The organism is Syntrophales bacterium (genome assembly GCA_030655775.1).
Lineage (GTDB): Bacteria > Desulfobacterota > Syntrophia > Syntrophales > JADFWA01 > JAUSPI01.
In genome coordinates, this window is the sequence record JAUSPI010000195.1 from 1 (window position 1) to 22554 (window position 22554).

32 protein-coding genes are annotated in these 22554 nt (G+C 46.3%); all 32 read right to left on the bottom strand.

All coding sequences use genetic code 11. The features are described from left to right. Positions 1–338 precede the first annotated feature (338 nt). Positions 339–689 (bottom strand): gas vesicle protein, encoded by a 351-nt coding sequence (locus Q7J27_10490; GenBank protein ID MDO9529571.1) that lies wholly within the window; start codon positions 687–689, stop codon positions 339–341. A 40-nt stretch (positions 690–729) separates the two neighbouring features. Further along, positions 730–1035, bottom strand: a complete 306-nt coding sequence (locus Q7J27_10495) for a hypothetical protein (protein MDO9529572.1) — start codon at positions 1033–1035, stop codon at positions 730–732. After that, entirely contained in the window at positions 1028–1456 is a 429-nt protein-coding gene (locus tag Q7J27_10500) for a PH domain-containing protein (GenBank protein MDO9529573.1), read from the bottom strand. The genes Q7J27_10495 and Q7J27_10500 overlap by 8 nt, the downstream gene beginning before the upstream one ends. Positions 1457–1473: 17 nt before the next feature. Next, the gene (locus Q7J27_10505) at positions 1474–3459 is read right to left on the bottom strand and encodes an ArsA family ATPase (GenBank protein MDO9529574.1); all 1986 of its coding nucleotides are present in this window, start codon (positions 3457–3459) and stop codon (positions 1474–1476) included. A gap of 85 nt (positions 3460–3544) precedes the next feature. Continuing rightward, positions 3545–3817, bottom strand: coding sequence for a hypothetical protein (locus tag Q7J27_10510; GenBank protein MDO9529575.1), 273 nt, complete (start codon positions 3815–3817; stop codon positions 3545–3547). 17 nt (positions 3818–3834) lie between these two features. After that, a complete protein-coding gene (locus Q7J27_10515; GenBank protein ID MDO9529576.1) occupies positions 3835–4077 on the bottom strand; it encodes a tetratricopeptide repeat protein in 243 nt (80 codons plus the stop codon). A gap of 107 nt (positions 4078–4184) precedes the next feature. Then, on the bottom strand, positions 4185–4730 hold the full coding sequence (locus tag Q7J27_10520; GenBank protein ID MDO9529577.1) for an Hsp20/alpha crystallin family protein: 546 nt from the start codon (positions 4728–4730) through the stop codon (positions 4185–4187). A gap of 53 nt (positions 4731–4783) precedes the next feature. Further along, positions 4784–4963 (bottom strand): hypothetical protein, encoded by a 180-nt coding sequence (locus Q7J27_10525; GenBank protein MDO9529578.1) that lies wholly within the window; start codon positions 4961–4963, stop codon positions 4784–4786. 122 nt (positions 4964–5085) lie between these two features. Next, complete coding sequence (locus tag Q7J27_10530; protein MDO9529579.1) at positions 5086–5862, bottom strand: GvpL/GvpF family gas vesicle protein; 777 nt, start codon at positions 5860–5862, stop codon at positions 5086–5088. A 148-nt stretch (positions 5863–6010) separates the two neighbouring features. After that, positions 6011–6352 carry a hypothetical protein gene (locus tag Q7J27_10535; protein MDO9529580.1) on the bottom strand — a complete coding sequence of 114 codons (342 nt, stop codon included), beginning with the start codon at positions 6350–6352 and terminating at the stop codon, positions 6011–6013. A 132-nt stretch (positions 6353–6484) separates the two neighbouring features. Next, positions 6485–7414 carry a gas vesicle protein GvpN gene (gene gvpN / locus Q7J27_10540; protein MDO9529581.1) on the bottom strand — a complete coding sequence of 310 codons (930 nt, stop codon included), beginning with the start codon at positions 7412–7414 and terminating at the stop codon, positions 6485–6487. A gap of 102 nt (positions 7415–7516) precedes the next feature. Continuing rightward, positions 7517–7855: a hypothetical protein gene (locus tag Q7J27_10545; GenBank protein ID MDO9529582.1), complete on the bottom strand. Its 339-nt coding sequence runs from the start codon at positions 7853–7855 to the stop codon at positions 7517–7519. Between the two features lie 33 nt (positions 7856–7888). Beyond that, positions 7889–8362: a hypothetical protein gene (locus Q7J27_10550; GenBank protein ID MDO9529583.1), complete on the bottom strand. Its 474-nt coding sequence runs from the start codon at positions 8360–8362 to the stop codon at positions 7889–7891. A gap of 235 nt (positions 8363–8597) precedes the next feature. Further along, entirely contained in the window at positions 8598–9542 is a 945-nt protein-coding gene (locus Q7J27_10555; GenBank protein ID MDO9529584.1) for a hypothetical protein, read from the bottom strand. Between the two features lie 79 nt (positions 9543–9621). Continuing rightward, a complete protein-coding gene (locus Q7J27_10560) occupies positions 9622–9951 on the bottom strand; it encodes a hypothetical protein (GenBank protein MDO9529585.1) in 330 nt (109 codons plus the stop codon). Positions 9952–10025: 74 nt separating this feature from the next. After that, entirely contained in the window at positions 10026–10208 is a 183-nt protein-coding gene (locus Q7J27_10565; GenBank protein ID MDO9529586.1) for a hypothetical protein, read from the bottom strand. A gap of 5 nt (positions 10209–10213) precedes the next feature. Continuing rightward, positions 10214–10663: a gas vesicle protein GvpG gene (locus Q7J27_10570; protein MDO9529587.1), complete on the bottom strand. Its 450-nt coding sequence runs from the start codon at positions 10661–10663 to the stop codon at positions 10214–10216. Between the two features lie 2 nt (positions 10664–10665). After that, on the bottom strand, positions 10666–10905 hold the full coding sequence (locus tag Q7J27_10575) for a gas vesicle protein GvpG (GenBank protein MDO9529588.1): 240 nt from the start codon (positions 10903–10905) through the stop codon (positions 10666–10668). A gap of 195 nt (positions 10906–11100) precedes the next feature. Beyond that, positions 11101–11259, bottom strand: coding sequence for a hypothetical protein (locus Q7J27_10580; GenBank protein MDO9529589.1), 159 nt, complete (start codon positions 11257–11259; stop codon positions 11101–11103). A 43-nt stretch (positions 11260–11302) separates the two neighbouring features. Next, on the bottom strand, positions 11303–11545 hold the full coding sequence (locus Q7J27_10585; protein ID MDO9529590.1) for a hypothetical protein: 243 nt from the start codon (positions 11543–11545) through the stop codon (positions 11303–11305). 15 nt (positions 11546–11560) lie between these two features. After that, positions 11561–12622 carry a hypothetical protein gene (locus Q7J27_10590; protein MDO9529591.1) on the bottom strand — a complete coding sequence of 354 codons (1062 nt, stop codon included), beginning with the start codon at positions 12620–12622 and terminating at the stop codon, positions 11561–11563. After that, positions 12619–13113, bottom strand: coding sequence for a hypothetical protein (locus tag Q7J27_10595; protein ID MDO9529592.1), 495 nt, complete (start codon positions 13111–13113; stop codon positions 12619–12621). Before Q7J27_10595 ends, Q7J27_10590 begins: the two co-directional genes overlap by 4 nt. A gap of 152 nt (positions 13114–13265) precedes the next feature. Then, a complete protein-coding gene (gene gvpO / locus Q7J27_10600; GenBank protein MDO9529593.1) occupies positions 13266–13532 on the bottom strand; it encodes a gas vesicle protein GvpO in 267 nt (88 codons plus the stop codon). Between the two features lie 103 nt (positions 13533–13635). After that, entirely contained in the window at positions 13636–14328 is a 693-nt protein-coding gene (locus Q7J27_10605) for a hypothetical protein (GenBank protein MDO9529594.1), read from the bottom strand. Positions 14329–14604: 276 nt separating this feature from the next. Further along, positions 14605–15633 (bottom strand): GvpL/GvpF family gas vesicle protein, encoded by a 1029-nt coding sequence (locus Q7J27_10610; protein MDO9529595.1) that lies wholly within the window; start codon positions 15631–15633, stop codon positions 14605–14607. 210 nt (positions 15634–15843) lie between these two features. Beyond that, positions 15844–18000, bottom strand: coding sequence for a CDC48 family AAA ATPase (locus Q7J27_10615; protein MDO9529596.1), 2157 nt, complete (start codon positions 17998–18000; stop codon positions 15844–15846). 298 nt (positions 18001–18298) lie between these two features. Beyond that, positions 18299–18844, bottom strand: a complete 546-nt coding sequence (locus Q7J27_10620; GenBank protein ID MDO9529597.1) for an Hsp20/alpha crystallin family protein — start codon at positions 18842–18844, stop codon at positions 18299–18301. A gap of 281 nt (positions 18845–19125) precedes the next feature. Continuing rightward, a complete protein-coding gene (locus tag Q7J27_10625; GenBank protein MDO9529598.1) occupies positions 19126–19878 on the bottom strand; it encodes a GvpL/GvpF family gas vesicle protein in 753 nt (250 codons plus the stop codon). Between the two features lie 23 nt (positions 19879–19901). Continuing rightward, positions 19902–20072 (bottom strand): hypothetical protein, encoded by a 171-nt coding sequence (locus Q7J27_10630; GenBank protein MDO9529599.1) that lies wholly within the window; start codon positions 20070–20072, stop codon positions 19902–19904. Positions 20073–20230: 158 nt separating this feature from the next. Continuing rightward, positions 20231–21148: a gas vesicle protein GvpN gene (gene gvpN / locus Q7J27_10635; protein MDO9529600.1), complete on the bottom strand. Its 918-nt coding sequence runs from the start codon at positions 21146–21148 to the stop codon at positions 20231–20233. A 255-nt stretch (positions 21149–21403) separates the two neighbouring features. Then, positions 21404–21757: a hypothetical protein gene (locus Q7J27_10640; GenBank protein ID MDO9529601.1), complete on the bottom strand. Its 354-nt coding sequence runs from the start codon at positions 21755–21757 to the stop codon at positions 21404–21406. Between the two features lie 51 nt (positions 21758–21808). Next, positions 21809–22554: hypothetical protein (locus Q7J27_10645; protein MDO9529602.1), on the bottom strand; the 746-nt coding region annotated here is incomplete at its 5' end.

Consider the following 22554-nt stretch of genomic DNA (forward strand, 5'->3'; position numbering starts at 1 on the left):
GTCCATCAGGGCTTCCCCGAGCCTCTCAACCTCTTCTTCGGTAAGACTTCCTCCCTCCATTCTTTTCAAAGCCTGAAGTCTGAGGGCCTCCTTGATGATCTCAACCAGAGCGATAACTAATCCCAGGACTCCGTGTTTAAGGTTTTTTTCGTCAATATCTATGGGCATGAGAACCTTTTATTATTGAAGATTTGTGGAATCGCTTCGCTCCTTAAGATTGATGATTGATGATTGTTGATTGATGATTGATGGTATCGCTTCGCTCTGTCTTTTTTAAAAATTGACAGAATTCCTTCAATATTCAATTTTCAATATACAATATTCAATTGCTTTGGTCTTCATTCTTCAATAACTTTCATCGCCCTTGCGCTGATCCATCCGCACCAGGGGCAGCCGGTGGAGATAAGGTCTTCTATTGGAACCCTCTTTTCACATTGAGGACAGCCTTCTTTAGCCACCAGGGCTTCTTTCCAGGCAGGAGTTTCCAGGTTGGTTCCAGAGGGGAACTCCAGCCCATATTTGGCTGCTGTCTCAAAGGATGCGAGTGCCGCCCTGATCTTGATGCCCAGCAGTTCAACTCCGGCCACAGATACAGTAATGTCTGCGTTAATCACCAGTCCCTTATCCAGGATCCTGTCTATTACATCAGCTAAACCGCCGCCACCATTTCGAGATGGTTCTATAGCCATTTTGGTCTCCTTTAATATTCCCTATTCCCTTGCTCCAAAATCAATCTTTTGTTTCCTTTTCTGCTTCCGGCTCTTCTTCCGGTCTTATGTGGGCCACCCCTTTGCCATGACAGTTCCAGCAAAAGAGCCTGCTCCTGTAGTAAACGCCGGTGCCCTCACAAGCGGGGCAGGTCTCATAAGGTTTTATGACATAAACGCTTTTATGGCCTTGACAGACCGGGCAGTTTGAAAGAGGAGATAAGAGTTTAAATGGGTCTTTACCCTTTCCCTTGCAAAATGCACAGGAGATTTTCTCCAGCTCAGGTAAAATCGTTTCTGCGGACTTTCTTCTTCGCCTCTTAACCATCTTTTCCTTCCTCCTTTTTAGAAAGCTCAATAGCTTTTTTCCATTCCTCAAGGTTTCCGGCAAAAAGAAAAAATACTCTTTTAAAGCTATCACTCTGTTGTATGAGCTGCAGTTGCTCCACTTTCTTTTTGGGAACCCAATTCCTTTGTATAATTGATATATCTTTTAGAGAACTCAACGATATCTCAAAAAGCTTGTTTGCCCCTTGCAGGAATATAAGGCGCTCTTTGGTCAGGTATAGATAACCGGGTTTCCAGTTGGCCCTGGTCACCATGCCATCCTGATAACTTGCCTGCCCGGCCATGATAACATCTTCTCCTTCGATATCAGAAGGCATCTCCATCTCCCGCTGCATCTCCAGGCCGCTCCTTAACCTCAATTGCGCCTGAGGATTAAAACGGCCGTACCCTGTCTTCTTCATCGCACCTGTAATCCCTCTCAATTCCCATAGATCGTCTCCGACAACCTTGTAAGCTTCTCCACCCCCCTGATCTGATGTGAAAAAAGGGGAACCTGCACAATGTTATATTCCGGATTCTTTTGGGACAACTTTTGGATATATCTCTGCTCACCCTCCCTCTTGGAACAACAAAAAGCACAACCTGATGAAGGCGTAACCATATTGACGAATATATTGCTGCACGGGACACCCAATCTCTTTACCGATGCAATAAGCCTGGTGGTCTCTTCTACGCCCATGGCCTCAGGGATGGTCACGGTAACCAGTTGACTGACCTCCGGATTTGTAAGCATGTCATGTATTTTATTGACCAGTTGGGTTGATTTCAGAATCCTGTCCCCAAGTTCCTTAAGGTTGGTCAGGGCTATCTGCACCTGGTACTTGAGCAGGCTGCGATATGTGCGGCTCAACCAGTCTCTGACCAGGTTGGGAAACTCAAGGAGAACCAGGAGGTGGCCTGTAGGCGCGGTGTCCAGGATATACCAGTCAAACTTCTTCTCATTAATAAATTCGGTAAGCTTTTCCAGGGCAAATACCTCGTTCATGCCCGGCGGAGCGGTGCGGGCAAACATGGCCATCACATTGCGGTCGAACCGCATTTCCATTTTGTTTTCTCGCATGCTCTCCCAGGTATCAAAGGCGTCCCGGATAATGGCCCGGTAATCCTCTATAAAATCATGCAGAAGATGCTCCGAATCGATCTCCATGGCGAAAAGATTGGTGTTGATAGGCGTAAGCTTATCTCCTATTTCCATTGCAAAGCTGTCTGCCAGCGAATGGGCAGGATCGACCGAATAGATCAGCACCTTTTGATCAGGATATGTTTTGGCCAGATGAACGGCCATAGCAGCGGCCATGGAGGTCTTGCCCACCCCGCCCTTGCCCCCGAACATGACAAATTTCACCTGAGAGTCAATCGAGGGATGATTTATCGCGGGGACTTGAGAAATAATAGACTCGTTTGTATTAGCCCTTACTTCTATAGTTTGAATTTCGTCCATGAGGACATCCGCATATTTTTCCAGGCTTCTTATCCCCTGAACCTCATAAGGAAAAAGGGGCACCTTGATGAGGCTGTGGTCTTCAAACGCTTTTTCAATCTCCTTTATGGATTCCGATTGATCCTCTACCTTGGAGGCACAAAACGGGCAGTTCCCATTGCTGCCCCTTAGCCGGTTGATCACAATGCTGTTTACCCGGATCTGTTTATCTTTCAAAGCCCTGAGCAAATCTTTCGTCTCTTCGATGGCCATGATCTCGGGGATAAGCACCGGCACAAACTCGGTCTGTTCTCGACTGGTAAGCATTTCTCTGACAGCCGCAAAGTCCGACCGTATGTTTTCCACCATCTGATCTACCCGATCTCCCTCGTGATATGTGCTCCCTGAGGCATAGAGTCGAGGGTGTGTCTTATATTTCAGGAGGGACTGGTCAACCACATCCATCCATTCGTCCATCATTTGGGGCATATCCAAGAGGCGGAGGGTATGCCCGGTGGGGGCGGTGTCCAGTACGATAATATCCGCCTCCTGAGGCTGGTACCAGGTATATTTATATTTTTCAGCAACATGTAAGAATATCATCATTTCCTCCATGCCCGGAAGAGAGAAAGAGAGGAATTCCTTCACGTTAATCTGCCCATAGAATCCGGCCCGTTTGATGATCTCGTTGATTTCCTTTTCGTGCTTCTTCTTGAAATCTTTAAGCATCGGAGCGGGCTCAATTTCCAGGGCCTCGAGGTTCGGTATCCCGTCAACACGCACCTTGTGCGCACCAATGGCCATCCCCAGGCTATCCCCCACGGAATGGGCCGGGTCACTGGAGATAAGCAGTATCTTTTTTGAGGGGTAGAGCCAGGCCAGGCAGAGGGCCGCTGCAGAGGCCGAGGTTGTTTTCCCTGTGCCGCCCTTACCGCCAAAAATTACAAGTTTCAGATTCTCATTACTTAAAAAGCTTGGCAACATAACTATCCCTCATATTCTTTAACCCACCGACCCACTACCCACTAACCATTGACTAATGACTAATGACCACTTCATTTCCTGGTCATCAATAATCAAAGCTTACCTTCTTGAATGATTTTTGAAAGTTATCAGATGGTTCTTTATTTTTCTCCGCTATCTCTCGTTTTTTTGCCTCTATGGCATCGTCCATGTCTTCCGCCTTTAAATCAAGTTCAACTCCGCAGGCATGCTTTATGGCGGCGTTATCCCCTGTGGAATGCTTCAACCTTGAGCGTTTTTTTATCTTCTTTTCAAGATCATTCCACTCCATGGCTGTGGAGTGTCTGCACTTTGTTCCCCTCCCTGTAGAATACTTCATTGCCTGCAATCTCCTTTTTAAAGTTTTTGGAGCAGCTTCTTGGCACCCTTTTCAATATTTTTAAGGTTCGCCACATTTTTTACCCGGTCCTCGCCCAGCCCGATTCCACTAAAATAACTTATGAACTTGAGATTGGTGCGGGCCTGGGAGTGGCCGGGATCTATTCCCAGCGCTTTTTTGTACGCATCGATCGCTTCCTGGTGGAGGCCTTTCATGCTGAGCAGCCAGCCCCGGTTAAAATATTTTTCGGCATTATTCATATTATAACACTTTAGCTCACTTTAGGCACTTCAAACTTATTTCATGCACCTGGAAATTGGATAAATAAAAGCATCATCATACGTAACCGTATTTAAGAATACGTGTACTAAGTTAGGGTAATCTCCAGGATGCCGTTGTTATATATTTTCCTGGTTATACTCTCGGAAGTGCGGGGCAATTTGACCTTTTTATGATAGCTTCGTTTTCCCCGGCTTGCAGATATGATCAATGTGTCCTCATTCAAATCAAGCTTGATATCCTTTTCATTAACGCCGGGCAACTCGGCAATCACACGCAGCTTATTCTCTTCCTCAAATATATCAACGGGCACATCTCTTTCACCTTTATCCATTGGGACATCTCCTGCCGTAAAAGTATCAAAATGCTTTTTTGATCTTGTACCCCGGCGAGCAACAGATGGGGGGATGCCACTGGGAGGACGGAGAGGGGTTTCTTCTAATTTCCGGTCAATCTCCTCATCTATCGAATCAAGTCTTTCCTTAAATGCATCAGACTTCTTCAATGACTTTATAAGCCCGCCGAGTCCCGGTATAAGATTACCCATGCTGTCCAGGACACTTTCGGCCGCACCTCCGAAATCTTCCCCAGCCTTTCCCTCTTCAGAGTTTTCTTTGTCTTCTTCCTTTTTCATGCTCTTCCATAACCCCTACTTATAACGGACTCAACCCGTTTCTCTCATTTTACTTATTCGCGCTCCGCATGAGGAACAGAACTTACGGTCTTCTCCATAATAATAGCGCCATGTTTCTCCGCACTCAGGACATTCCATGTTGAGTGACTGGCCGCATTCCGGACAAAACTGTAAATTCCCCCAGGTAGTGCTCCCGCACCTTGGACATTTAAACGCGCCTTTTGGCTCTCCACGCATAATAGATACCTCCTTTTTGGTCATTAGTCATTGGTCATTGGTCATTGGTCATTGGTCATTGGTCATTAGTCATTGGTCATTGGTTATTAGTTGTTGGTCACTGACCACTGACCACTAACTACCACTTCACCACGATTTCAACAAAATTGGCTGGTGGTATAGGGCCCACGTACTTCAATTGTATCCTTCCATTCCGGCTTTCCTGCAATTCATTCACACAGGAGTCAAACTTCTCTCCTTGAGCCTGATCTACTAAAAATGCTGCGTTCAAAAGCATCCTGTCGCTAAACGTATCGTTGATCCGATTGTCAACGGAAATCTTCTTTAGCGGCTTCAATATCGTGTTTGCCTCTTTTTCCTTTGTTTTCTCCAGAGCGGATTTAACAAGCCCGCCCAACCTTATTTTTTCATTATGCCCCTCCGTTCCTTTCATGGTACCAAGCTTGTTTTTCAATATCCTGATTTCCCTGTTTTTGTTAAGGATCTCATCGAATATCAGGTCCATATCCGTCCACAGGGCCTTGACGCCAAGCTCTGCCTTATTTTCCATTTCTGCAAGCAAGGCATTAAACTCATCATGCCGTTCTTTCAATATCTTCTGCTTAATTCTATCCTTTGAGGAAACCCCTTCCTTATCCTCGGCAATGGTGCAGAACCTCACCGGAAGAATCGTATGTTCTTTCATCACCTCTTCCATCACCAACTGATGGGCAATAGTATTTTTCCTGCTAACGGGATATTTCATGACGGGTGAATCGCTGATGACCGCCCCTATATTTTGATGGCAAATACTATAGACCCTGTCTCCCCTGTCACCTATTCCTTTAACTGGAAAATCCCGCTCTTCATTCGCCGCGACAATGCAGTAAATATAGTTTCCTTCTTTTTCCTTCATAAGGATATAATCTCCGTAACTTTAGGCACTTTAAATCGACAATCTTCAATCTTCAATCTTCAATTCCTTTGGTCTTCAATAATCAGTATTCAATCTAGTTCCCCGGCAAATCGGGATTTCCGCTTCGCTCCAACCGGCTTGTCCGGGGTTAGGTATTTCTAAATTTCTCTATCGTTCTCCTCTTCACATAGTTCTCATAATCACCCATTTTCTTATTTACACTATCTATCTGTCGAATGGTTCCATATGCCTTTGCCGTCAAGATGGCTTTAATATGATGGAGTTGATATAACAGGGTATCCTCACCCTTCCTGGTAAGTTCGAACCTGCCGGGAGAGATAGCAGTCAATAATCCCTTTTTGGAAAGGTATTTTAAGAGATAGCCTGCATACTCTGTGTTGATGCCCATTTTACGGCTGATTATCCGTTTGTGGACAGCGCCACATTCCTGAGCAGTCCTCAAAACTGTTAATTCGTTTGGACTAGGCATTTTTGACTATTCCTTTCTGATATAGTAACTGTTCACGGAACGTTGGAATTAGAAATTTGGCCTTCGTGCTTTTGTACCGTTCTTCCCAATTTCCAATTTCAACTTTCAAGCCGTGAACGGCTACCTGATATATTAGTTGCAATGGGTGTTTATCAGGCTCATCACGTTATCACGGATCTCCCTGGACCCAGGGCCTCCGGCGCCGCCGTTCTGTGGCTCTGAATCAAGAATATCGAAACATGTCTCCACAAAATCAGAATCATCGGCCATGAGTTTTGCACCACTAACCTTGAGAACCTTTCCTATGATTATGCTGGCCCTGATAGTAGGTGTCATTCCGTTTTGACAGATTTCTCTGAAGCCTCGAACAATATTTACAATTCGCCGGGCATCCTGTTCTGAAACCCCAGCCTTGGCCTGGGTAACGGCAATCTCTGTTTCCTTGTCGTAGTAATCCAGTTTTATTGTGACCATCCTGTCTTTCAGGGCGTCCTGGGCTTTGTAAACTCCGGCATATTCCTCAGGGTTGCTGGTAAATATGGCTCTAAATTTTGGATCTACCCTGAGATGACCTTCTTCCCCTCTGGCTGCCGGCAGGTCCAGCATCTTTTCTTCCAAGACCGAGAGTAATACATTGTTTGCTTCCGGCCGGGAACGGGTAAATTCGTCATAAATCAGGACAAAGCCATATTTGCAGGCCACAGTCAGGCGGTCGTCCACCCACTTGGAGGATATATCTTCCTCTGTCTTGAGTACCGACTGTATATAATTGTCAACCACCTTCTTTCTCCTGAACCCGTACTGACCGCCAACCAGATCCGAAGAGCCGAGTTCTTCATCCCCATGAATCAATATTACCGGCTGGCCAAGCTGGGCTGCTATCTTAAAGGCCAGAGTGGTTTTCCCCGTACCTGCCGGCCCGCTGAAGTGAATTGGAAGACCTGCCTGAACGTATCTCATCGCCTTTCTGAGAATACCCTTAACATACGGCGTTTCTACAAAACCCGGTTGATCCTTGGCAATTGCTATCGGCCTTACCTCGGACATTGCATGAACTGGCATAATTTGTTCCCTCCTTTTTTTATAATACTTTTAACTTTTCCTTATGAAGATAGACTATTCCCCTATAAACATTCAGCGTTCAATCTTTTCAATCTTCAATCTTCAATAATCAATGACCACCGTTTTCATGGATTTTGCCGGTTTTCTTTTCTTATTTTTTGGGCTGTCAGTCCCTGCAGCCTTGACGTCAGAGTGGCTATCAGGTCTGTCTATACCTACCTTCTTTTCCAACTTTTCAAATTCTTGTTCGACATTTTCGATCTCTTCCGCTGTACACTCTCTTGTTTCGGTTATTACCTCATGATAACGTTTCAGTCGATCCCGTGCTTTGGTCATCAGGTAAAGTTCCAGGTATTCCTGACCCTCAACCCTTGGTTTTGAATGAAGTTTGGTTTTTTGGGCCGTCTTTATCTTTTTGATACCACTTATCTTCTGGCTCATGTTATTTCACCTTTCTCCCCTGAGTTGAGCACATCAGTATTCAATATCCATAACCTGCCATTTCTTCTTATTCCATTTGCCCTTTCCACTTATGCTCTTGCCACTTTTGGGCTGGACGCCCATTCTCTCCTGCAAAGAAGTCAACCTTTTTGTGCCCCGGTTTTTAATCACCAGCCACGGGGCATTGGCGGGGCCGGACATCTTAAACTCCAGCCAAAGACCGGGTTTAAAATAGCATTCATCCATAGCCCTGTTGTCCAGAATAATGCGGCTTTGGGCATCGAGTCGGCATGGGCACTGGTAGAAGGCTACCTCGTATGGGCCAAGCCTGGGCGCTACTCCCCGCCTGTGGATGATTAAATATGGCTTTCGGCCGCTTCCCTTTATCCGCATCACATTCAATATGACTAATGAATCCAGATCCAAACCCAGGTGAATCAAAAAATTCCGCCCCAGGGCAACCTTTCCATCCTCATCCACACCTCCAAAACCCCGCAGCAAAGTCATTTTAACTCCGTTGTTACTGGTAATAAAATTGAATATTGTCGATTGAAGATTGAAGATTGAAGGAATTCTGTCAATTTTTTAAAAGAACAGAGCGGAGCGATTCCACCCGCCTGCCTCGCCTGAGCAAGGCAACAAAAAGACGAAGAGCATTGAGTATGGCTCGCGATGGCGGGCAGGCAAATATTCAATTTTCAATATACAATCTTCAATTGCTTTGGTCTTCACTATCCACTGATCACTTATGTTTTCCCAATGCCTTCATGCCCTTGCGGGCCAGGCGGATCCTGCCGTTGAGAAGCATGTCTAAAAAATCCTTCCTTGCCATTGCTCCGGTAATCTTCTGTACCTGATCTACAGGAATACGAGACCTGGCGCTGAGATCGGCAATGGTCGCTTCTCCTTCTTCTACAAGCCGCAGCAAAAGTACCTGTTCGGTAGTCACTTTTTCAAGCTCAACAGCCTCATCTCTTGCAAAAAGCGCTTTACATTCCGGCGTAAGCGTGTAGATGCCGCTCCCTGTTTTTTGAAGAGAGCCTTTTTTGATCATGGATTCGCAGACAAAGGCTACATAGTCGGTACTCAGGCCAACCCTCCTTGCGATCTGCGTTTTGCCGGCCTCTCCCATGTCGTGAACCACGATCGCTACTTCGCCGGCGCTCCCGCTGGGGCGGCCCAAAAGCCGCGCCCCGCTCTCCTTTACATTGACCACGCCCTTACCCCTGCACCTGCCGCAGGGGAGATTCGCATTTCCTGATTCCCGGCCCCGGCCCCGGCACTGAGGGCACGGTTCTATGGGTTCCTCCACTGTCACCACACCGGTTCCCTTACAGACCAGGCAGGTTACATTGCTCCTGGGCTTGTCTTCACCGGTGCCCCTGCAAAAACCACACACAACCGCACTCCCTGTCTTGATATAAACTTCTCCTTTGCCTTTACAGGCTGGACAGATAGATCCCTTCCTGCTTCCCGTCCCCCCACAAAAACCACATTTCTGCAAGCCTCCCCTCAATATAGTCTTTTCAGGCAGCCCCAGCCCGCCTGCCGGCTCAAACATGCCGGCCCGGCCAGGCCTGATCTTTGCAGGATTCCATATAAGCCCTTCCTGCGGACCTGAGCCACCTTCTCTCTGTCTCAGGTTATGTGGTACGCCAGATTTATTTGCCGTCTGCCAGTCTTCCATTCCCATTCCTCCAATCTTATACAGAGCGTCATTGGTCATTAGTCATTGGTAGCCATCATGAAATCGACAATCAAAGCGATCACGATGACTTCCAGCGCTGATACTTTTCCTCCCGGTTTTCGGGCCCTTTCTTTTTGGTCTTTTTGGCTTCAGCGGACCCATCTTCTGCGGGTTCTTCCCCTTCCGGCGGCACCTCATCTCTGCCGCCTACGGCCTTCCACCCCTTGCGGGTAAGCCTGATCTTTCCGCTGCTCAACATATCCAGATAGTCGGCCATACCCAGGGAACGACATATAATCTTTGCATAATCTGCGCTCAGCCCTATCTCTCTGGCTACCCCGAACAGATTAGTCTCTCCCCCTCTTTTTTTAATCCCCTTCAAAACCGCCATTTCAGTTCCGCTTGGCATCAATTACCTCCTCTCCGGATAGTACAGAATTTTCCTTTTTCGCTTTGAGCTTTGATCTTTCAGCTAATTTATGTTCATCCAGCCTTGATCGCAAATTTTAAACCATGCTTAATGAACTTGCTCTGCCACACCATGTCCCGGCAAAGCTGTTCAGCATAGTCGGCTGAAATACCCATCTCTTTTCCAATTTTTGTGGGGTGGGCAATGCCCCCAAGCTTTTCTACCACCTCAAAAATCTCTTTTTCTCTTGCAGTCATGGCAATCACTCCTCCTTTTTTTCTTCTACCAGTTCATCCAGCTCTTTTTGTAAATCCCCAGCCTTTTCTTTGTACTCTTCCTCTGTCATCTCCCCCATTTCCCGGCGCATTTGCAGCTCCAGGAGAGCATCCTTGAGGTTGGCTTCCTGATCCATCTCCTCCTCGGCAATAGCGCCCATCCTTCCGGCCAGTTTCGCTACCCCGGTCAGCGGGCTTAGAAGAATGGTGACAGGGGCTTTCAGGATCGTGCCAAGCAGCCCTTTTTCCACCGGACGGAGGCTTTTCCTGCGCTTCATGCTTTTGCTCCAACCCCAGGAAGGCATCAACCCCAAGAACCGGGGCAGGGTTATCCGGGGAATCCCGCTGACCAGGCCGATAACGCTGCTGATAAGCGGAAATCTTCCTTTTTGAAAGGGAACCTTATCCTTATTATGCTTATTATCATCATTGATCATGATTAATCCCCTTCCTTATATTTCCTGATTTCCTCAAGCTTTTCCATCAGCCGGGTCTCTTGTCTGTCGAACTCTTCGTCGCCAACTTCTCCCAACTCATAGCGCATCTGAAGATTCAACAAGTCTTCGTAGATCCTGGAATCATCAGTCTTCTCTTTCTCAGCGGATTCGGATAGTTTTTTTGCAATCCATACCGGAACCTTGATGGGAGCAAAAAGGATGTCGTCCACTATAAATGCCATATGCTGATTCCCTCGTGGCTGCTATACACAGCGTCATTGTTAGTCACTGGCCATTAGTCATTAGTCATTAGTCATTGGTAATGATAAATGACGTTGTGTATAATTATGGTTTACTCCCCACTACTCGAATGAGTAGCAGAGGCCAGGTCAGGGGGAAATACACCCCCTGTCCCAGGTTCGATAGGCATGCTAAGGCTATATCCTAAGTTTGCCCAGCTCTTTTTCCCACTCAGCGTGGATCTTGAGATGCTTTTGACGATATTCTTTGGTTACAGCCTGATATTTTTTTACCTTCTTCATGTCTTCTTTTGCCCTGACTGCGGTCGTAGTCCTTTCTTTACCCATAAATCCCATCTTTTTTCACCTCCTTTCTTTTAGATAAATTTCAACCGGATATTTAAACCCCCTTGAGTATAGCAACCTGGCCATGGATCAAGGTTCGGCTGATCACCTTTTCTCCCCCGGGAGTGAGCATATATTCACCCTTACCGGTTTTTGAAAGATATCCGTCCTCCAGAAGACCTGCGCATAACTCGCCGGCATATTCTGCCGACATCGCCATCTTGCGGGCAATTCTTTCGGGTCCGCATGAACCAAGTTCCCTTATGATCTTTAATGCTTGTTTTTCGCTCCCTTTCATTTTTACTCCCCTTTTCTAATCTATAACTTTCCTTGACCCAAGCACCTGCAGGTCGGTGTCAAACTTGAGTGCATACATCACAATTGGGAGGTGTCCGCCCCGTTCAATATTGCGCATCCGCATTTCCTCCCAGGGCTCAACCACTGCTCTCCATCCCCCGTTCTCCTGCTTGAGGACGACAATCCTTCCGGCCTCGCTGAGCGCATCCTCAAGCACTTCAATGCCTACCTGAGGCGCTTTTTCACGGATAACACTCATCAAAGGCTTGAGGAAATATCTAACTTGCTCTGCCCGCTGCTTTTTCTCATCTTTTATTTTTTCGTAAGAAGCAATATTCAATTCCTGATCGATACGAAGCTCATAGAGACCCGGTTCTGTGCGCCGCTCCTTACGCCGCCGCTTCTTTTCCTCCCAGGGTTCGATTACGGCACTGCATCCGTCCTCATCCCATTTCAGACCCACGACTTCGCCTATAGGATCAAAAGCGCCCTCAAAAAGCCGGACAGCCATGTCAGGGGTTACATTATCCCTGGCCCCATAGAGTTTTTTACCGAAAGCGCTCACACATGCCTGCAATTTGGCCTTTTGCTCCTCAATCATATGCTTCTCCTCTGCCTCTTGCCTTTTTCTGCCATCTCGTCTTTCCTTCCATGTAGAGGCCTCTTTTTCTAAGGAAACCATCCGGGGATCGGGACGAGTTATTCCCTTTGCCCTGCGCCATTCCATGGCCATCAGCTTCTTTCTGATTGCCACAACGGTGGCTGTGTTTATAGAAATTGGTTTAGCTTCCTCTTTCTCCTTTTTTTTCTGAGGCATCCATGAATCCAGCATTGAATGCGATAACGCTTTCTTTGGAAATTCGTCGGAGGATACCTCTTGAAAAGCGATAGCTGAAGTGGTATCCCCTGCCGGAGTTACAGCCGGTTTCGATTGAAGCCTTTGATATTCAAGATTTCTCTTTACAGCCTCGGCTTCTCTTTCCAGGGAAGATTTTCCCGTATACCTCTTCTCGAAAACCCTTGCTTTTTCCCTGGCAATCTCGTCTATGGCTGTTTTTCTAACGCCTGGAGTCTTCATGCTTTTTCTCCTTTTACTGTCACCACTCCTTTTCCCTTGCACTCGACGCAGGGAAGCTTGCTGTGAGAATCTACCCCCCGTCCTTTGCATCTGCGGCACTGCTCCAGAGGTTCTCTGACCGGCACCACACCCTTTCCTCGACAGACTACACAGGTGATGTTGGTGCGGGGGCGCTCCTCGCCCCGGCCCTTGCAGAAAGCGCAAATCATGGCGGGCGGTGTAACAGAGACCACTCCTTTACCCCGGCACACCGAACAGGTACTTCCCCTGGGCTTGGAGCCGGAACCCCGGCAGAACGCACACGGATAAGTTTCTTTACGGAGTATCCCCCTGATCTGCCGACCCATTACGCCCGGATCGTACTGCTCACTAATCTCTTTTACGTCAACCGGCTCCCAGAGCAAGGCCCCTTCATGAAAGTGTGCTTCGCCGGTCTGCCGGGTCTCTACGTTTTTGCACCTATGCAAAGGTACTACGTATTCAAATTCCAAAGTCATTCCTCCCCTTTACCACAATAATCCGCCGTAAAAAGTCCCTTTAGCCTGTCATTTCGAGTGAAACGAGAAATCTTTGTTCTGCAACCTATTGAAAAGATAAGATTTCTCCCTGCGGTCGAAATGACACATTCAATGAATTCAACTTTTTAGTCTCCTACGTCTTCTGTATCGATTCGCTTGCGCATCCTGATTCGCTTAAATTCCAACATATTTCCTTCAGGATCGAGTTTGGTTTCGTATGTGGCCAGAATATCCATACCGTCAGGAAGGGAGTGCTTTTCGATGACCTCTATACTCACCAGCCATCCATCACTATCTCTGGCTGCTCCCAGGGTTGATCCAATCTCTAAAGCGGTAAGCAAACTTAATTCCGACCGCGCCTTTTCTATCACTTCTCTTATACTTAGAGCCATTTTGTTTTACCTCCTTACATATTAGTCATTAGTCATTGGTCATTGGTCATTGGATTGAAGATTGTCGATTGAAGATTGAAGATTTGTGGAATTCCTTCATTCTTCATTCTTCATTCTTCAATAGTCCCCTGTCCACTAAATACTTACCCAGCTCATTAAACCTTTCTTCATCCTTTCCGGAGATGAGCATTTTAAAATAGGCCTTCACCTTTTCCCGTTTTTTTACCTCTTCAACCGCAATATCCTTTGCAAGAAGAGAAAGCACATCATGATAGGCGCCTATGAAAAGGGCACCCGTTTCTCCCTCTTTTAGAGTCTTGTTGATGGTGTCGGCAATAAATTTATCCCTTTTCATCATAAGCCGGCCTTTATGAAATCTGTACCCTATGTAAGCCGTAGTCCTCTCCCATAGTGATTTGCTCTGGGCAAGCTTGAGGATCCGATTATATTCTTCCTTAAGAAGCGCTATATCTTCTGTTTTTCTGATCTCTCCGCCTCTTCTGATCAGGTCAAGGACAATCCGGTAATTTCTGCTCCCTTTTTGTGCTGTTTCCTCAATGATCTTTTGACCAAGCTCGCCATCCGCCATTAATCCATCCTGATAGATTTTCAAATTGTCGGCATTTAGTTTTTTGAAATATTTCTCAATATTATCCCAAAATGTGGTTACGATTTGTTTGTGTCTTTCCCAACGCTCTCTTCCGCATATCTCTGTACTTCTTTTGTCGATGGCTGGCGCAATGCTTCCTAAATCAGAATCCACATGAATAACCGGCACATAAAGCAGTTTTCTCATTTGACCACTGACCACTAATCTCCCATAAGCGCTGAGTTGTTTTAAAAGATGAACGTCGAACATCGAACATTGAACGTCGAACGTCGAATAAGGAATTTTGTCAATTTTTAAAAATGGCAGAGCGAAGCGACTTCCACAAATTATCAATCATCAATCAACAATCATCAATCTTAAAGAGCGAAGCGATTTCACTATTCGATGTTCGATGTTGGACGTTCGATGTTCGATGTTCATTTTTTTTCACTCCCCCGCTGACCACTGACCACTGACTACTGACTACTGACCACTGACCACTGATTTCCTGACATCTATCCAGTCCCTGACATCCGCTTCTTTAAAGGAACATTGGGCATCCTGGCAATAATCGCTGAGCATCTGATAGGCCTTAGTCATTTTCTCAAACCGTTTTTGTGCTTCCAGATCGCCAGGATATTTATCGGGATGAAATCTCTTGCTCATTTCCCTGTAGGCACTCTTGATTTCCGAAATCGTCGCTTCTTCGCCTAAACCCAACATCTCTCTCGCCTCGTTTACCTCCCCGAATTCCACCGTTTTCATCTCCAGGGTAGTAAAGCTGTAAGGGGGAAGGGGGCCAACGATTCGAAAATTGATTCCGCCGTTGTATTGCTTATCCAGTTGATCTACCTTTGTCTCAAAGGTCTCCTGTCTATCCTTATCTATCAGGAAGGCTGTGTTCATTATCATAGAGTCATCCATGACAGCGTGGGAACGATAATTTGCTGCATCCTTCTTCAGGACATCCGATAACTGAGAAGCACATTGTTCTCTCTTTTTATCCAACGTGTCCTTAACTAATTTTCCCAGTTGTACCTTTATTTCAAAAACCTGTTCAGGAGGTTTTGTTAGTGCCTCTTCTTTGAGTCTCTTAATTTCCTCTTTTTCACCTATTTCCCTTAAAATTGAATCAAAGTTGCTCCATAGTGCTGCCACATCGAGTTCTATTTTGTTCTCCATCTCCTTAATACTCGTAACGAGCCGGCCATAACTCTTTGCCAGCATTTTCTTAAGATCTTCCTCTCCTTGAACCACGGTTCCGAATTTCATCGGGATAATGTGATGACTTTTCATCACCTTTTCGATAACAGCTTGATAAATAGCCAGATTGCGGAGGAGAGTTTCTCTGGGTAGAGAATCAAATTGTATAAGCGGCAAATCGCTAACCACAGCAGCGACATCTTTATAGGGGAAAAAGCAAACATCTCCCTGTTCAATGCCTATGGGACCGAATGTTTTCCATTCATCGCTATTTGTAAATCCGTAAATGAATTTTCCATCTTGCGTCATTATTTTTCCCCGAATTTGTTGCTGGTCATTGAATTGAAGATTGTCGATTGAATATTGAAGAATGAAGGAATTCTGTCAATTTTAATCCACAGATTACGCAGATTACACAGAAAACATAAAAAGCTCCAATTATAACCGTTTACAGTATGGTTCATTTAAAATGATAGAGCGGAGCGATTCCACAAATCTTCAATTTTCAATATACAATCTTCAATTGCTTTGGTCTTCAATATTCAATTGTTTTGGTCTTTCCTTCAATGCTTCCTGAAAGTGCAGAGCGGAAACCCGAAACTTTGAGTAATCCTCACCTCCCGATTCTATAAACTCCCTTATAGCCGACAGAGAGGCTTTCCTGCATATTAACTCTATGTCAGCCCCTACAAGGCCTTCCGTGGCAGCAACCAGAGATTTAAGATCAACATTTGAATTCAAAGGTTTCCCTCTTGTATGGACTTTAAATATCTCCAATCTTGTCTCTTCGTCCGGGACAGGAAGCTCAAGATGAAAATCGAATCTGCCTGCCCTTAGCAAAGCAGGATCAATAATGTCCAGCCTGTTGGTGGCTGCCAGAACTACAATCCCCTTGAGTTCCTCGATGCCGTCCAGCTCGGTCAGGAACTGGCTGATGACGCGGTCAACCACATGGGATGCGGCTTCCGAACCGCGCCTGGGAACCACGCTGTCTATTTCATCGAAAAATATGATACATGGAGAAGCCTGCTTTGCTTTCTTGAAAACCTCACGAACGCCTTTTTCGCTTTCTCCAACCCACTTGGAGAGTATCTCCGGGCCTTTGATTGAAATAAAATTTACCTCTGACTCAGAAGCAACTGCCTTGGCAAGCAGGGTCTTCCCTGTTCCGGGTGGACCATAGAGCAATATGCCTTTGGAAGGACTGGTTTTCGCATGTTCAAACAACTTATCATATTTCAGGGGCCATTCGATGGTTTCCTTAAGAACTCTTTTTGCTTCGGCGAGCCCGCCGACATCGCTCCACTTTACATTGGGAATTTCGGTAAACACTTCCCTTATAGCTGAAGGCTCCACTTCCTTAAGGGCTTCCATGAAATCATCCATAGTCACCTGAAGTTTCATCAGGGTCTCGTAAGGGATCTCTTCCATCTGGAAGTCAATAATGGGGAAGAGCTCTCTGAGGGTGACCATCGCCGCTTCCCGGGAAAGCGCTTGCAGATCAGCGCCGACAAACCCATGAGTAATCTCGGATATACGCACCAAGTCCACGTCCTCAGCCAGAGGCATGCCCCGGGTATGGACGTTGAGGATCTCAAGACGGCCGTTTTTGTCCGGTATGCTGATTTCTATCTCACGGTCAAAACGTCCCGGTCTTCTCAAGGCCGGATCAAGGACATTGGGAATGTTGGTGGCACCGATGACGATAACCTGCCCCCTGGAAGAAAGTCCGTCCATCAGGGCCAGAAGCTGAGCTACAATCCGTTTTTCTACCTGTTTCTCACCACCCAGCTCCTCTCGCTTGGGCGCGACGGAGTCGATCTCGTCCAAAAAGATAATGCTTGGAGCATGTGCGGCGGCATCTTCAAATATTCGCCTGAGATGGGCCTCGCTTTCACCATAGTACTTGTGCATGATCTCAGGACCGCTGATATGGCTGAAGTAGGCATCGGTCTCATTGGCTACAGCCTTGGCAATGAGAGTTTTCCCGCATCCGGGAGGGCCGTGTAAAAGCACACCTTTGGGGGGATCAATGCCTAATCTTTCAAAAACCTGGGGATATTTCAGCGGCAGCTCGATCATCTCTCGAATCCGCCCGATTTCCTTGCCCAGCCCCCCGATATCTTCATAGGATATCCTGGTCACGGCCTCACCAACACCCTTCTTCTCCTGAATCCTCATAACGGTCTTGGGGTTGATTATCACCACGCCTGCGGGCTTGGTGGACACAACTTTAAAGTCCTGGGTGCGGGTTCCGATAAGTCTTGCTCTTACCATGTCACCCTCTAATAGCGGCAAACCCTCAAGGAGGCTTCCGATATAGCGGGCATCATAGGAACGCATACTTGTCAAAGGTGTAACAACAATCTTTTGGGCCGGTTTAAAGTCAGACTTTGTGATGGCAATTTTTTCGTCAATACCAATACCGGCATTTTCGCGGGTAATTCCATCCATGCGAATCAGGTCTTTGCCTCGGTCCTCCATATAGGCAGGCATAACCTTGGCCACGGTTTCCCTTTTTCCCTTGAGGGTTACCACATCTCCCACTTCAACCCCGATTTTCTTGAAACAGGCAGGGTCCAGGCGGACAATGCCGCGGCTTACATCCTTGGATGAAGCCTCTGCTACTTTGAGGGTGAGGGGTTTATTCTCAATATTCTTTTTTTGAGGTTTCATGTTATTGGTCATTGGTCATTAGTCATTGGTCATTAGACATTGGTCACTGGTCACTGGTCACTGGTCATTGGCAATAGGATTGAATATTGAAGATTGTCGATTGAATATTTGTGGAATCGCTCCGCTCTATCATTTTAAATTAACTACCTCGCAGCAAGCTTCGAAAAATTTAACCCAATAACTCACAAAAATCTGTGTAACCTGCCCGCTTGTGCCTCGCAGTGGCAGGCGGGTCTGCGTAATCTGTGGATTAAAATTGGCAGAATTCCTTCAATTTTCAATTTTCAATTTTCAATTTTCAATTTTTTTTCACCTTAATCTCCAACACTCCATTCTTATATGACCATTTCATATCCCCGGCTTTCGCAGGTCTGGAGAGAAGGATCTCTTTTTGATATTTTCTGTTTTCTCCTTCGGCGTTGATATTCAGGATGTCCCCTTTAATCTCAAGCTTGATATCCTTTTCCTCGATGCCAGGCATCTCGGCAACAATCTGGATCTCATCGGCTTCATCGAAAACATCCACCATGGGCTCGCGCACCTCTTCCACCACCGGCCCCTTAGGTGTTTTCTTTATGTTCCCAAAAGGCTTAACAGAAGTTCTGCCATCAGCCATGGTGCGGACATTGATTCCGTAAACGCCCTTTAAATCTTTAAGTCCCTTGATTTTATCAAGGCCGCTGAATTTAATTTCACCTGTTTTGGAAAGCCCCTCACCTTTTTCAGCCAACTTAGTCGCAGCATCGATTAAATTGCCAAGCCCTTCGAAAAGGCTACCTATCCCGAAATCAAAACCGGTGCCCTCTGCTTTTTCTTCATTCTGCTTTTTTTTCTTGTCAGTCATTGTTCACTCCTTTGGATTGAAGACCAGAGCAATTGTATATTGAATATTGAATATTGAATATTTGTAGAATCGCATATGGATTGAATATTGTATATTGAATATTGTATATTTGTGGAATCGCATATGGATTGAATATTGTATATTGTATATTGAATATTTGTGGAATCGCTCCGCTCTGTTTCTTTTTAAAAATTGACAGAATTCCTTCAATCTTCAATATTCAATCTTCAATATTCAATTGCCCTGGTCTTCAATTTTCAATATACAATCTTCAATTTCTTTCACCATTTCACCACGATATTCACAAAATTAAAAGGCGGAATCGGCCCCACATATTTGAATGTAGCCCTGTCTTCATATTTCTTGACCAGATCTTCCACCATAAAATCGAACTCTTTCTCGCGGGTCCTGTCTATGAGAAAGGCTGCATTCAAGAACATGCCGTCTCCAAACACATCATTTGTTTTGGCGTCAATGGCGGTTCGCTTGAACATGTTCACAACACTCCGGGCTTCATCAGCCTTTTTGCTTTCCAGGGCCTTCTTTACCGCCTTACCCAAATCGATCTTGAGGGCATTGTTTCCCCTTCCGGCTTTTTCCCGGGTCTTTTTCTTGAGTTTCCCGACCTCCTGGTTCTTTTCCGCTATCTCGTGAAAGATCTGGTTTACATTTTTCCAGAGTGCCTTCAGGCCCATCTCGACCTTGTTGTCCATATCTTTCAGCAGGCCATTGAATTCACTATATCGCCTTCTGAGCAGGGTACGTATATCTTCTGCGCTGGACGCAATGGTACAAAATCTTACAGGCAATACCGTATAATCCTTCATGACCTCTTCAATGACGCGTTCGTGGGAAATCATATTCTCCCGATTGATGACATACTTGGTCATAGGAGAACTGCTTATTACCGCGCTAATATCATTATAGCCAATGGTTGAGACTATATCTCCTCTTCCGCCAATACCAATCTGCCCGAAATTTCGTCCTTCGTTGCCTTCAATAATACAGTAAACGTACTTTCCTTCCCTGGACATATTCCACCCTGCAACTTCTGTTTTTACCTGGCGCTTTCCCGCTTGTGAATGACGATATGGTGAGCCCGATTCGTACCAGCCAGCTTAATTTCAACCAACTGACCTTCTTTTAAATCTACTTTCCTCTGAATATTTTTGGGAATAGGAATTTTACCTTCTTTATCTACCCTGACAAAAACTCGCATTAAAGCCATTTGTACACCCCCTTTTTGGATTGAAGACCAAAGAAATTGAAAATTGTATATTGAAAATTGTATATTTGTGGAAATCGCTTCGCTCTGTTTTTTTAAAAAATTGACAGAATTCCTTCAATCTTCAATCTTCAATCTTCAATATTCAATATTCAATTTCATCAGCAGTGCTGATCAATCAATTCCCCAATGACATTTCTGACCTTCTCCTGGTTGGACTTGCTGCCGATGCGGCTGGTCTCTGATGCCAGAATATCCATACAGGTTTGTTTGAAAATTTCGTCATTCTTGTTGACCGAAGCCTTTCGGACCTTAAGAGTCTTGGCAATCATACAGCAGCCCCTTATAGTGGGAGCAAATTCGTACACATCAGAATCCCTCAGGCCACGGACAATTTTAACAATCTTGGAGGCATCACCATTGACGAGGCCTGATTTGGCTTCGGTGATGCGAACCTCTGTCTCTTCGTCGAAATGATCCAGATCAAGGGTAACCATCCGATCGCGCAGGGCATCCTGACTCCGGTGCACGCCCGCATATTCCTCCGGGTTGCTGGTAAAAATTGCCGTAAAGTCCGGGTCAACTCTCAGGTAGTTGCTATCTCCCTCCCGGGCCGACGGCAGATCCAGCATCTTTTCCTGGAGCACTGATAAAAGTACGTTATTGGCCTCCGGCCTGGAACGCGTAAATTCATCGTAAATGAGCGTGAACCCATACTTGCAGGCCACGGTCAAGCGATTGTCCACCCACGTTTTTTGCATATTCTCTTCGGTCTTAAGTACCGAATGGATGAAGTTATCTACCACCTTGCGCATACGATAGCCATGTTCGCCGCCAACCAGGTCGGACGTGGAGAACTCCTCATCCCCGTGAATCATCACCACCGGCCGGCCTATCTTACTTGCTATATGCATGGCCAGGGTGGTTTTGCCTGTTCCGGAAATCCCGCGCAAATGAAGTGGAAAACCCGCCGCAATATAGGCCAGAGACCTCTCGGTAATATCATTGACGTAGGGAGTGTCCACAAAGTTGGGCAGGGGACGAGGTTCCAGCACAGTTGTCATTTCATCTATCGACATATTTTCCTCCTTAGAACTTGGTTAAATGGTCGAGTGGTCAAATAGTCAAGTGGTCTAACAAACTTGACTATTGCCTTAAGGGAAACTCCCTAAATTACAGTTTTCCTGTCATTGCGAGGGAGGCACGACCGAAGCAATCTCTCGGAAACAAGGGGATTGCTTTGTCGTTCGTTCCTCACTCCTCGCAATGACCGCTCGGAACCAGGCGTTTTCGTTCAGGCACTAACTACTTGACCAAACTCGACTGCATCCCGCCTACTTTTTACTCACAACTCCCTTGCCGCCGCATTTCGAGCAAGGGAGGTAATCGCCTGATTTGACCCCCTTGCCCTCGCAGTCGGGGCAGGTCTCATACGGCTCTTTTATGTTTACCATACCTTTTCCACCGCAGACAACACACGTCAGGCGCTGGTCACGGTGAATACCTGTGCCGCTGCAGTAAACGCATTCAATGGCCGGTTCCAAAATGGTCACCTCTCCCCGGCCGCCACAGACCTGGCAGGTGGAGAGTTTGGACATGATCTCAAACGGGTCGATACCCTTTCCATGACAGAAGGCGCACTTAAGGGTTATCTTCCCCCCCTCTTTTTTTATAATTTGCACGCTCATTATATTTCCCTCCATTATTTGATCACGACTGCGCGTGACGACTCAAGGTTATTAAGCAACATAATATGTTGAATTTTCCTTTCGTATTTCGTCCGCGTCAAGAAGTTCCCGCATAACAGGAATCAGTGAACGCCAGTTCTCAATACCGAGGGTTTCAGCAATCTGTGTCATCTTCTGCCCGTCCGGGTTATCCTCAAGAACCTCTAAAATCTTCTCCTTTAATTCTTCTCTGTCCTCTATCGTCTCTTCTTCTGCCTCCTCGACAGCTTCCTCAGCCGGTTTAACCTCCACAGCAGCTTCTACCCTGGCCGGTCCTTTAGCCGACTGCATAGCGGCTAAAACTTGCTTCCAGGCAGCAGCCGTTTCTTCCTGCTCCTTCCTGAATTCAGAAAGCATTCCCTTAACCGTTTCTGCTCGCTCCTTATCACCTTCCTTAAACTCATCTATCAGACGACCTACCTCAACTGCTCGGTCCGTATCACCTTCCTTAAACTCACCCATCAGACGTACTACCTCGGCGGCTCGCTCCTTATCACCTTCCTTAAACTCACCCATCAGACGTACTACCTCGGCGGCTCGCTCCTTATCGCCTTCCTTAAACTCACCCATCAGACGACCTACCTCATCTGCTCGCTCCTTATCACCTTCCTTAAACTCACCCATCAGGCGAACTACCTCGGCGGCTCGCTCCTTATCGCCTTCCTTAAACTCACCCATCAGGCGAACTACCTCGGCGGCTCGCTCCTTATCGCCTTCCTTAAACTCACCCATCAGACGACTTACCTCAACTGCTCGGT

Excerpts from the sequence above, each read along its gene's own strand:
- Q7J27_10550 (MDO9529583.1), bottom strand. The coding sequence starts at position 8,362 with ATGACTTTGCTGCGGGGTTTTGGAGGTGTGGATGAGGATGGAAAGGTT.
- Q7J27_10630 (MDO9529599.1), bottom strand. The coding sequence starts at position 20,072 with ATGGCTTTAATGCGAGTTTTTGTCAGGGTAGATAAAGAAGGTAAAATT.
- Q7J27_10515 (MDO9529576.1), bottom strand. The coding sequence starts at position 4,077 with ATGAATAATGCCGAAAAATATTTTAACCGGGGCTGGCTGCTCAGCATG.
- Q7J27_10535 (MDO9529580.1), bottom strand. The coding sequence starts at position 6,352 with ATGCCTAGTCCAAACGAATTAACAGTTTTGAGGACTGCTCAGGAATGT.
- Q7J27_10530 (MDO9529579.1), bottom strand. The coding sequence starts at position 5,862 with ATGAAGGAAAAAGAAGGAAACTATATTTACTGCATTGTCGCGGCGAAT.
- Q7J27_10610 (MDO9529595.1), bottom strand. The coding sequence starts at position 15,633 with ATGACGCAAGATGGAAAATTCATTTACGGATTTACAAATAGCGATGAA.
- gvpO (MDO9529593.1), bottom strand. The coding sequence starts at position 13,532 with ATGGCTCTAAGTATAAGAGAAGTGATAGAAAAGGCGCGGTCGGAATTA.
- Q7J27_10560 (MDO9529585.1), bottom strand. The coding sequence starts at position 9,951 with ATGCCAAGCGGAACTGAAATGGCGGTTTTGAAGGGGATTAAAAAAAGA.
- Q7J27_10555 (MDO9529584.1), bottom strand. The coding sequence starts at position 9,542 with ATGGAAGACTGGCAGACGGCAAATAAATCTGGCGTACCACATAACCTG.
- gvpN (MDO9529600.1), bottom strand. The coding sequence starts at position 21,148 with ATGTCGATAGATGAAATGACAACTGTGCTGGAACCTCGTCCCCTGCCC.
- Q7J27_10615 (MDO9529596.1), bottom strand. The coding sequence starts at position 18,000 with ATGAAACCTCAAAAAAAGAATATTGAGAATAAACCCCTCACCCTCAAA.
- Q7J27_10640 (MDO9529601.1), bottom strand. The coding sequence starts at position 21,757 with ATGAGCGTGCAAATTATAAAAAAAGAGGGGGGGAAGATAACCCTTAAG.
- Q7J27_10585 (MDO9529590.1), bottom strand. The coding sequence starts at position 11,545 with ATGAAAGGGAGCGAAAAACAAGCATTAAAGATCATAAGGGAACTTGGT.
- Q7J27_10575 (MDO9529588.1), bottom strand. The coding sequence starts at position 10,905 with ATGGCATTTATAGTGGACGACATCCTTTTTGCTCCCATCAAGGTTCCG.
- Q7J27_10545 (MDO9529582.1), bottom strand. The coding sequence starts at position 7,855 with ATGAGCCAGAAGATAAGTGGTATCAAAAAGATAAAGACGGCCCAAAAA.
- Q7J27_10565 (MDO9529586.1), bottom strand. The coding sequence starts at position 10,208 with ATGACTGCAAGAGAAAAAGAGATTTTTGAGGTGGTAGAAAAGCTTGGG.
- Q7J27_10510 (MDO9529575.1), bottom strand. The coding sequence starts at position 3,817 with ATGAAGTATTCTACAGGGAGGGGAACAAAGTGCAGACACTCCACAGCC.
- Q7J27_10520 (MDO9529577.1), bottom strand. The coding sequence starts at position 4,730 with ATGAAAAAGGAAGAAGACAAAGAAAACTCTGAAGAGGGAAAGGCTGGG.
- Q7J27_10495 (MDO9529572.1), bottom strand. The coding sequence starts at position 1,035 with ATGGTTAAGAGGCGAAGAAGAAAGTCCGCAGAAACGATTTTACCTGAG.
- Q7J27_10570 (MDO9529587.1), bottom strand. The coding sequence starts at position 10,663 with ATGATCAATGATGATAATAAGCATAATAAGGATAAGGTTCCCTTTCAA.
- Q7J27_10505 (MDO9529574.1), bottom strand. The coding sequence starts at position 3,459 with ATGTTGCCAAGCTTTTTAAGTAATGAGAATCTGAAACTTGTAATTTTT.
- Q7J27_10605 (MDO9529594.1), bottom strand. The coding sequence starts at position 14,328 with ATGAGAAAACTGCTTTATGTGCCGGTTATTCATGTGGATTCTGATTTA.
- gvpN (MDO9529581.1), bottom strand. The coding sequence starts at position 7,414 with ATGCCAGTTCATGCAATGTCCGAGGTAAGGCCGATAGCAATTGCCAAG.
- Q7J27_10500 (MDO9529573.1), bottom strand. The coding sequence starts at position 1,456 with ATGAAGAAGACAGGGTACGGCCGTTTTAATCCTCAGGCGCAATTGAGG.
- Q7J27_10580 (MDO9529589.1), bottom strand. The coding sequence starts at position 11,259 with ATGGGATTTATGGGTAAAGAAAGGACTACGACCGCAGTCAGGGCAAAA.
- Q7J27_10490 (MDO9529571.1), bottom strand. The coding sequence starts at position 689 with ATGGCTATAGAACCATCTCGAAATGGTGGCGGCGGTTTAGCTGATGTA.
- Q7J27_10625 (MDO9529598.1), bottom strand. The coding sequence starts at position 19,878 with ATGTCCAGGGAAGGAAAGTACGTTTACTGTATTATTGAAGGCAACGAA.
- Q7J27_10620 (MDO9529597.1), bottom strand. The coding sequence starts at position 18,844 with ATGACTGACAAGAAAAAAAAGCAGAATGAAGAAAAAGCAGAGGGCACC.
- Q7J27_10590 (MDO9529591.1), bottom strand. The coding sequence starts at position 12,622 with ATGAAGACTCCAGGCGTTAGAAAAACAGCCATAGACGAGATTGCCAGG.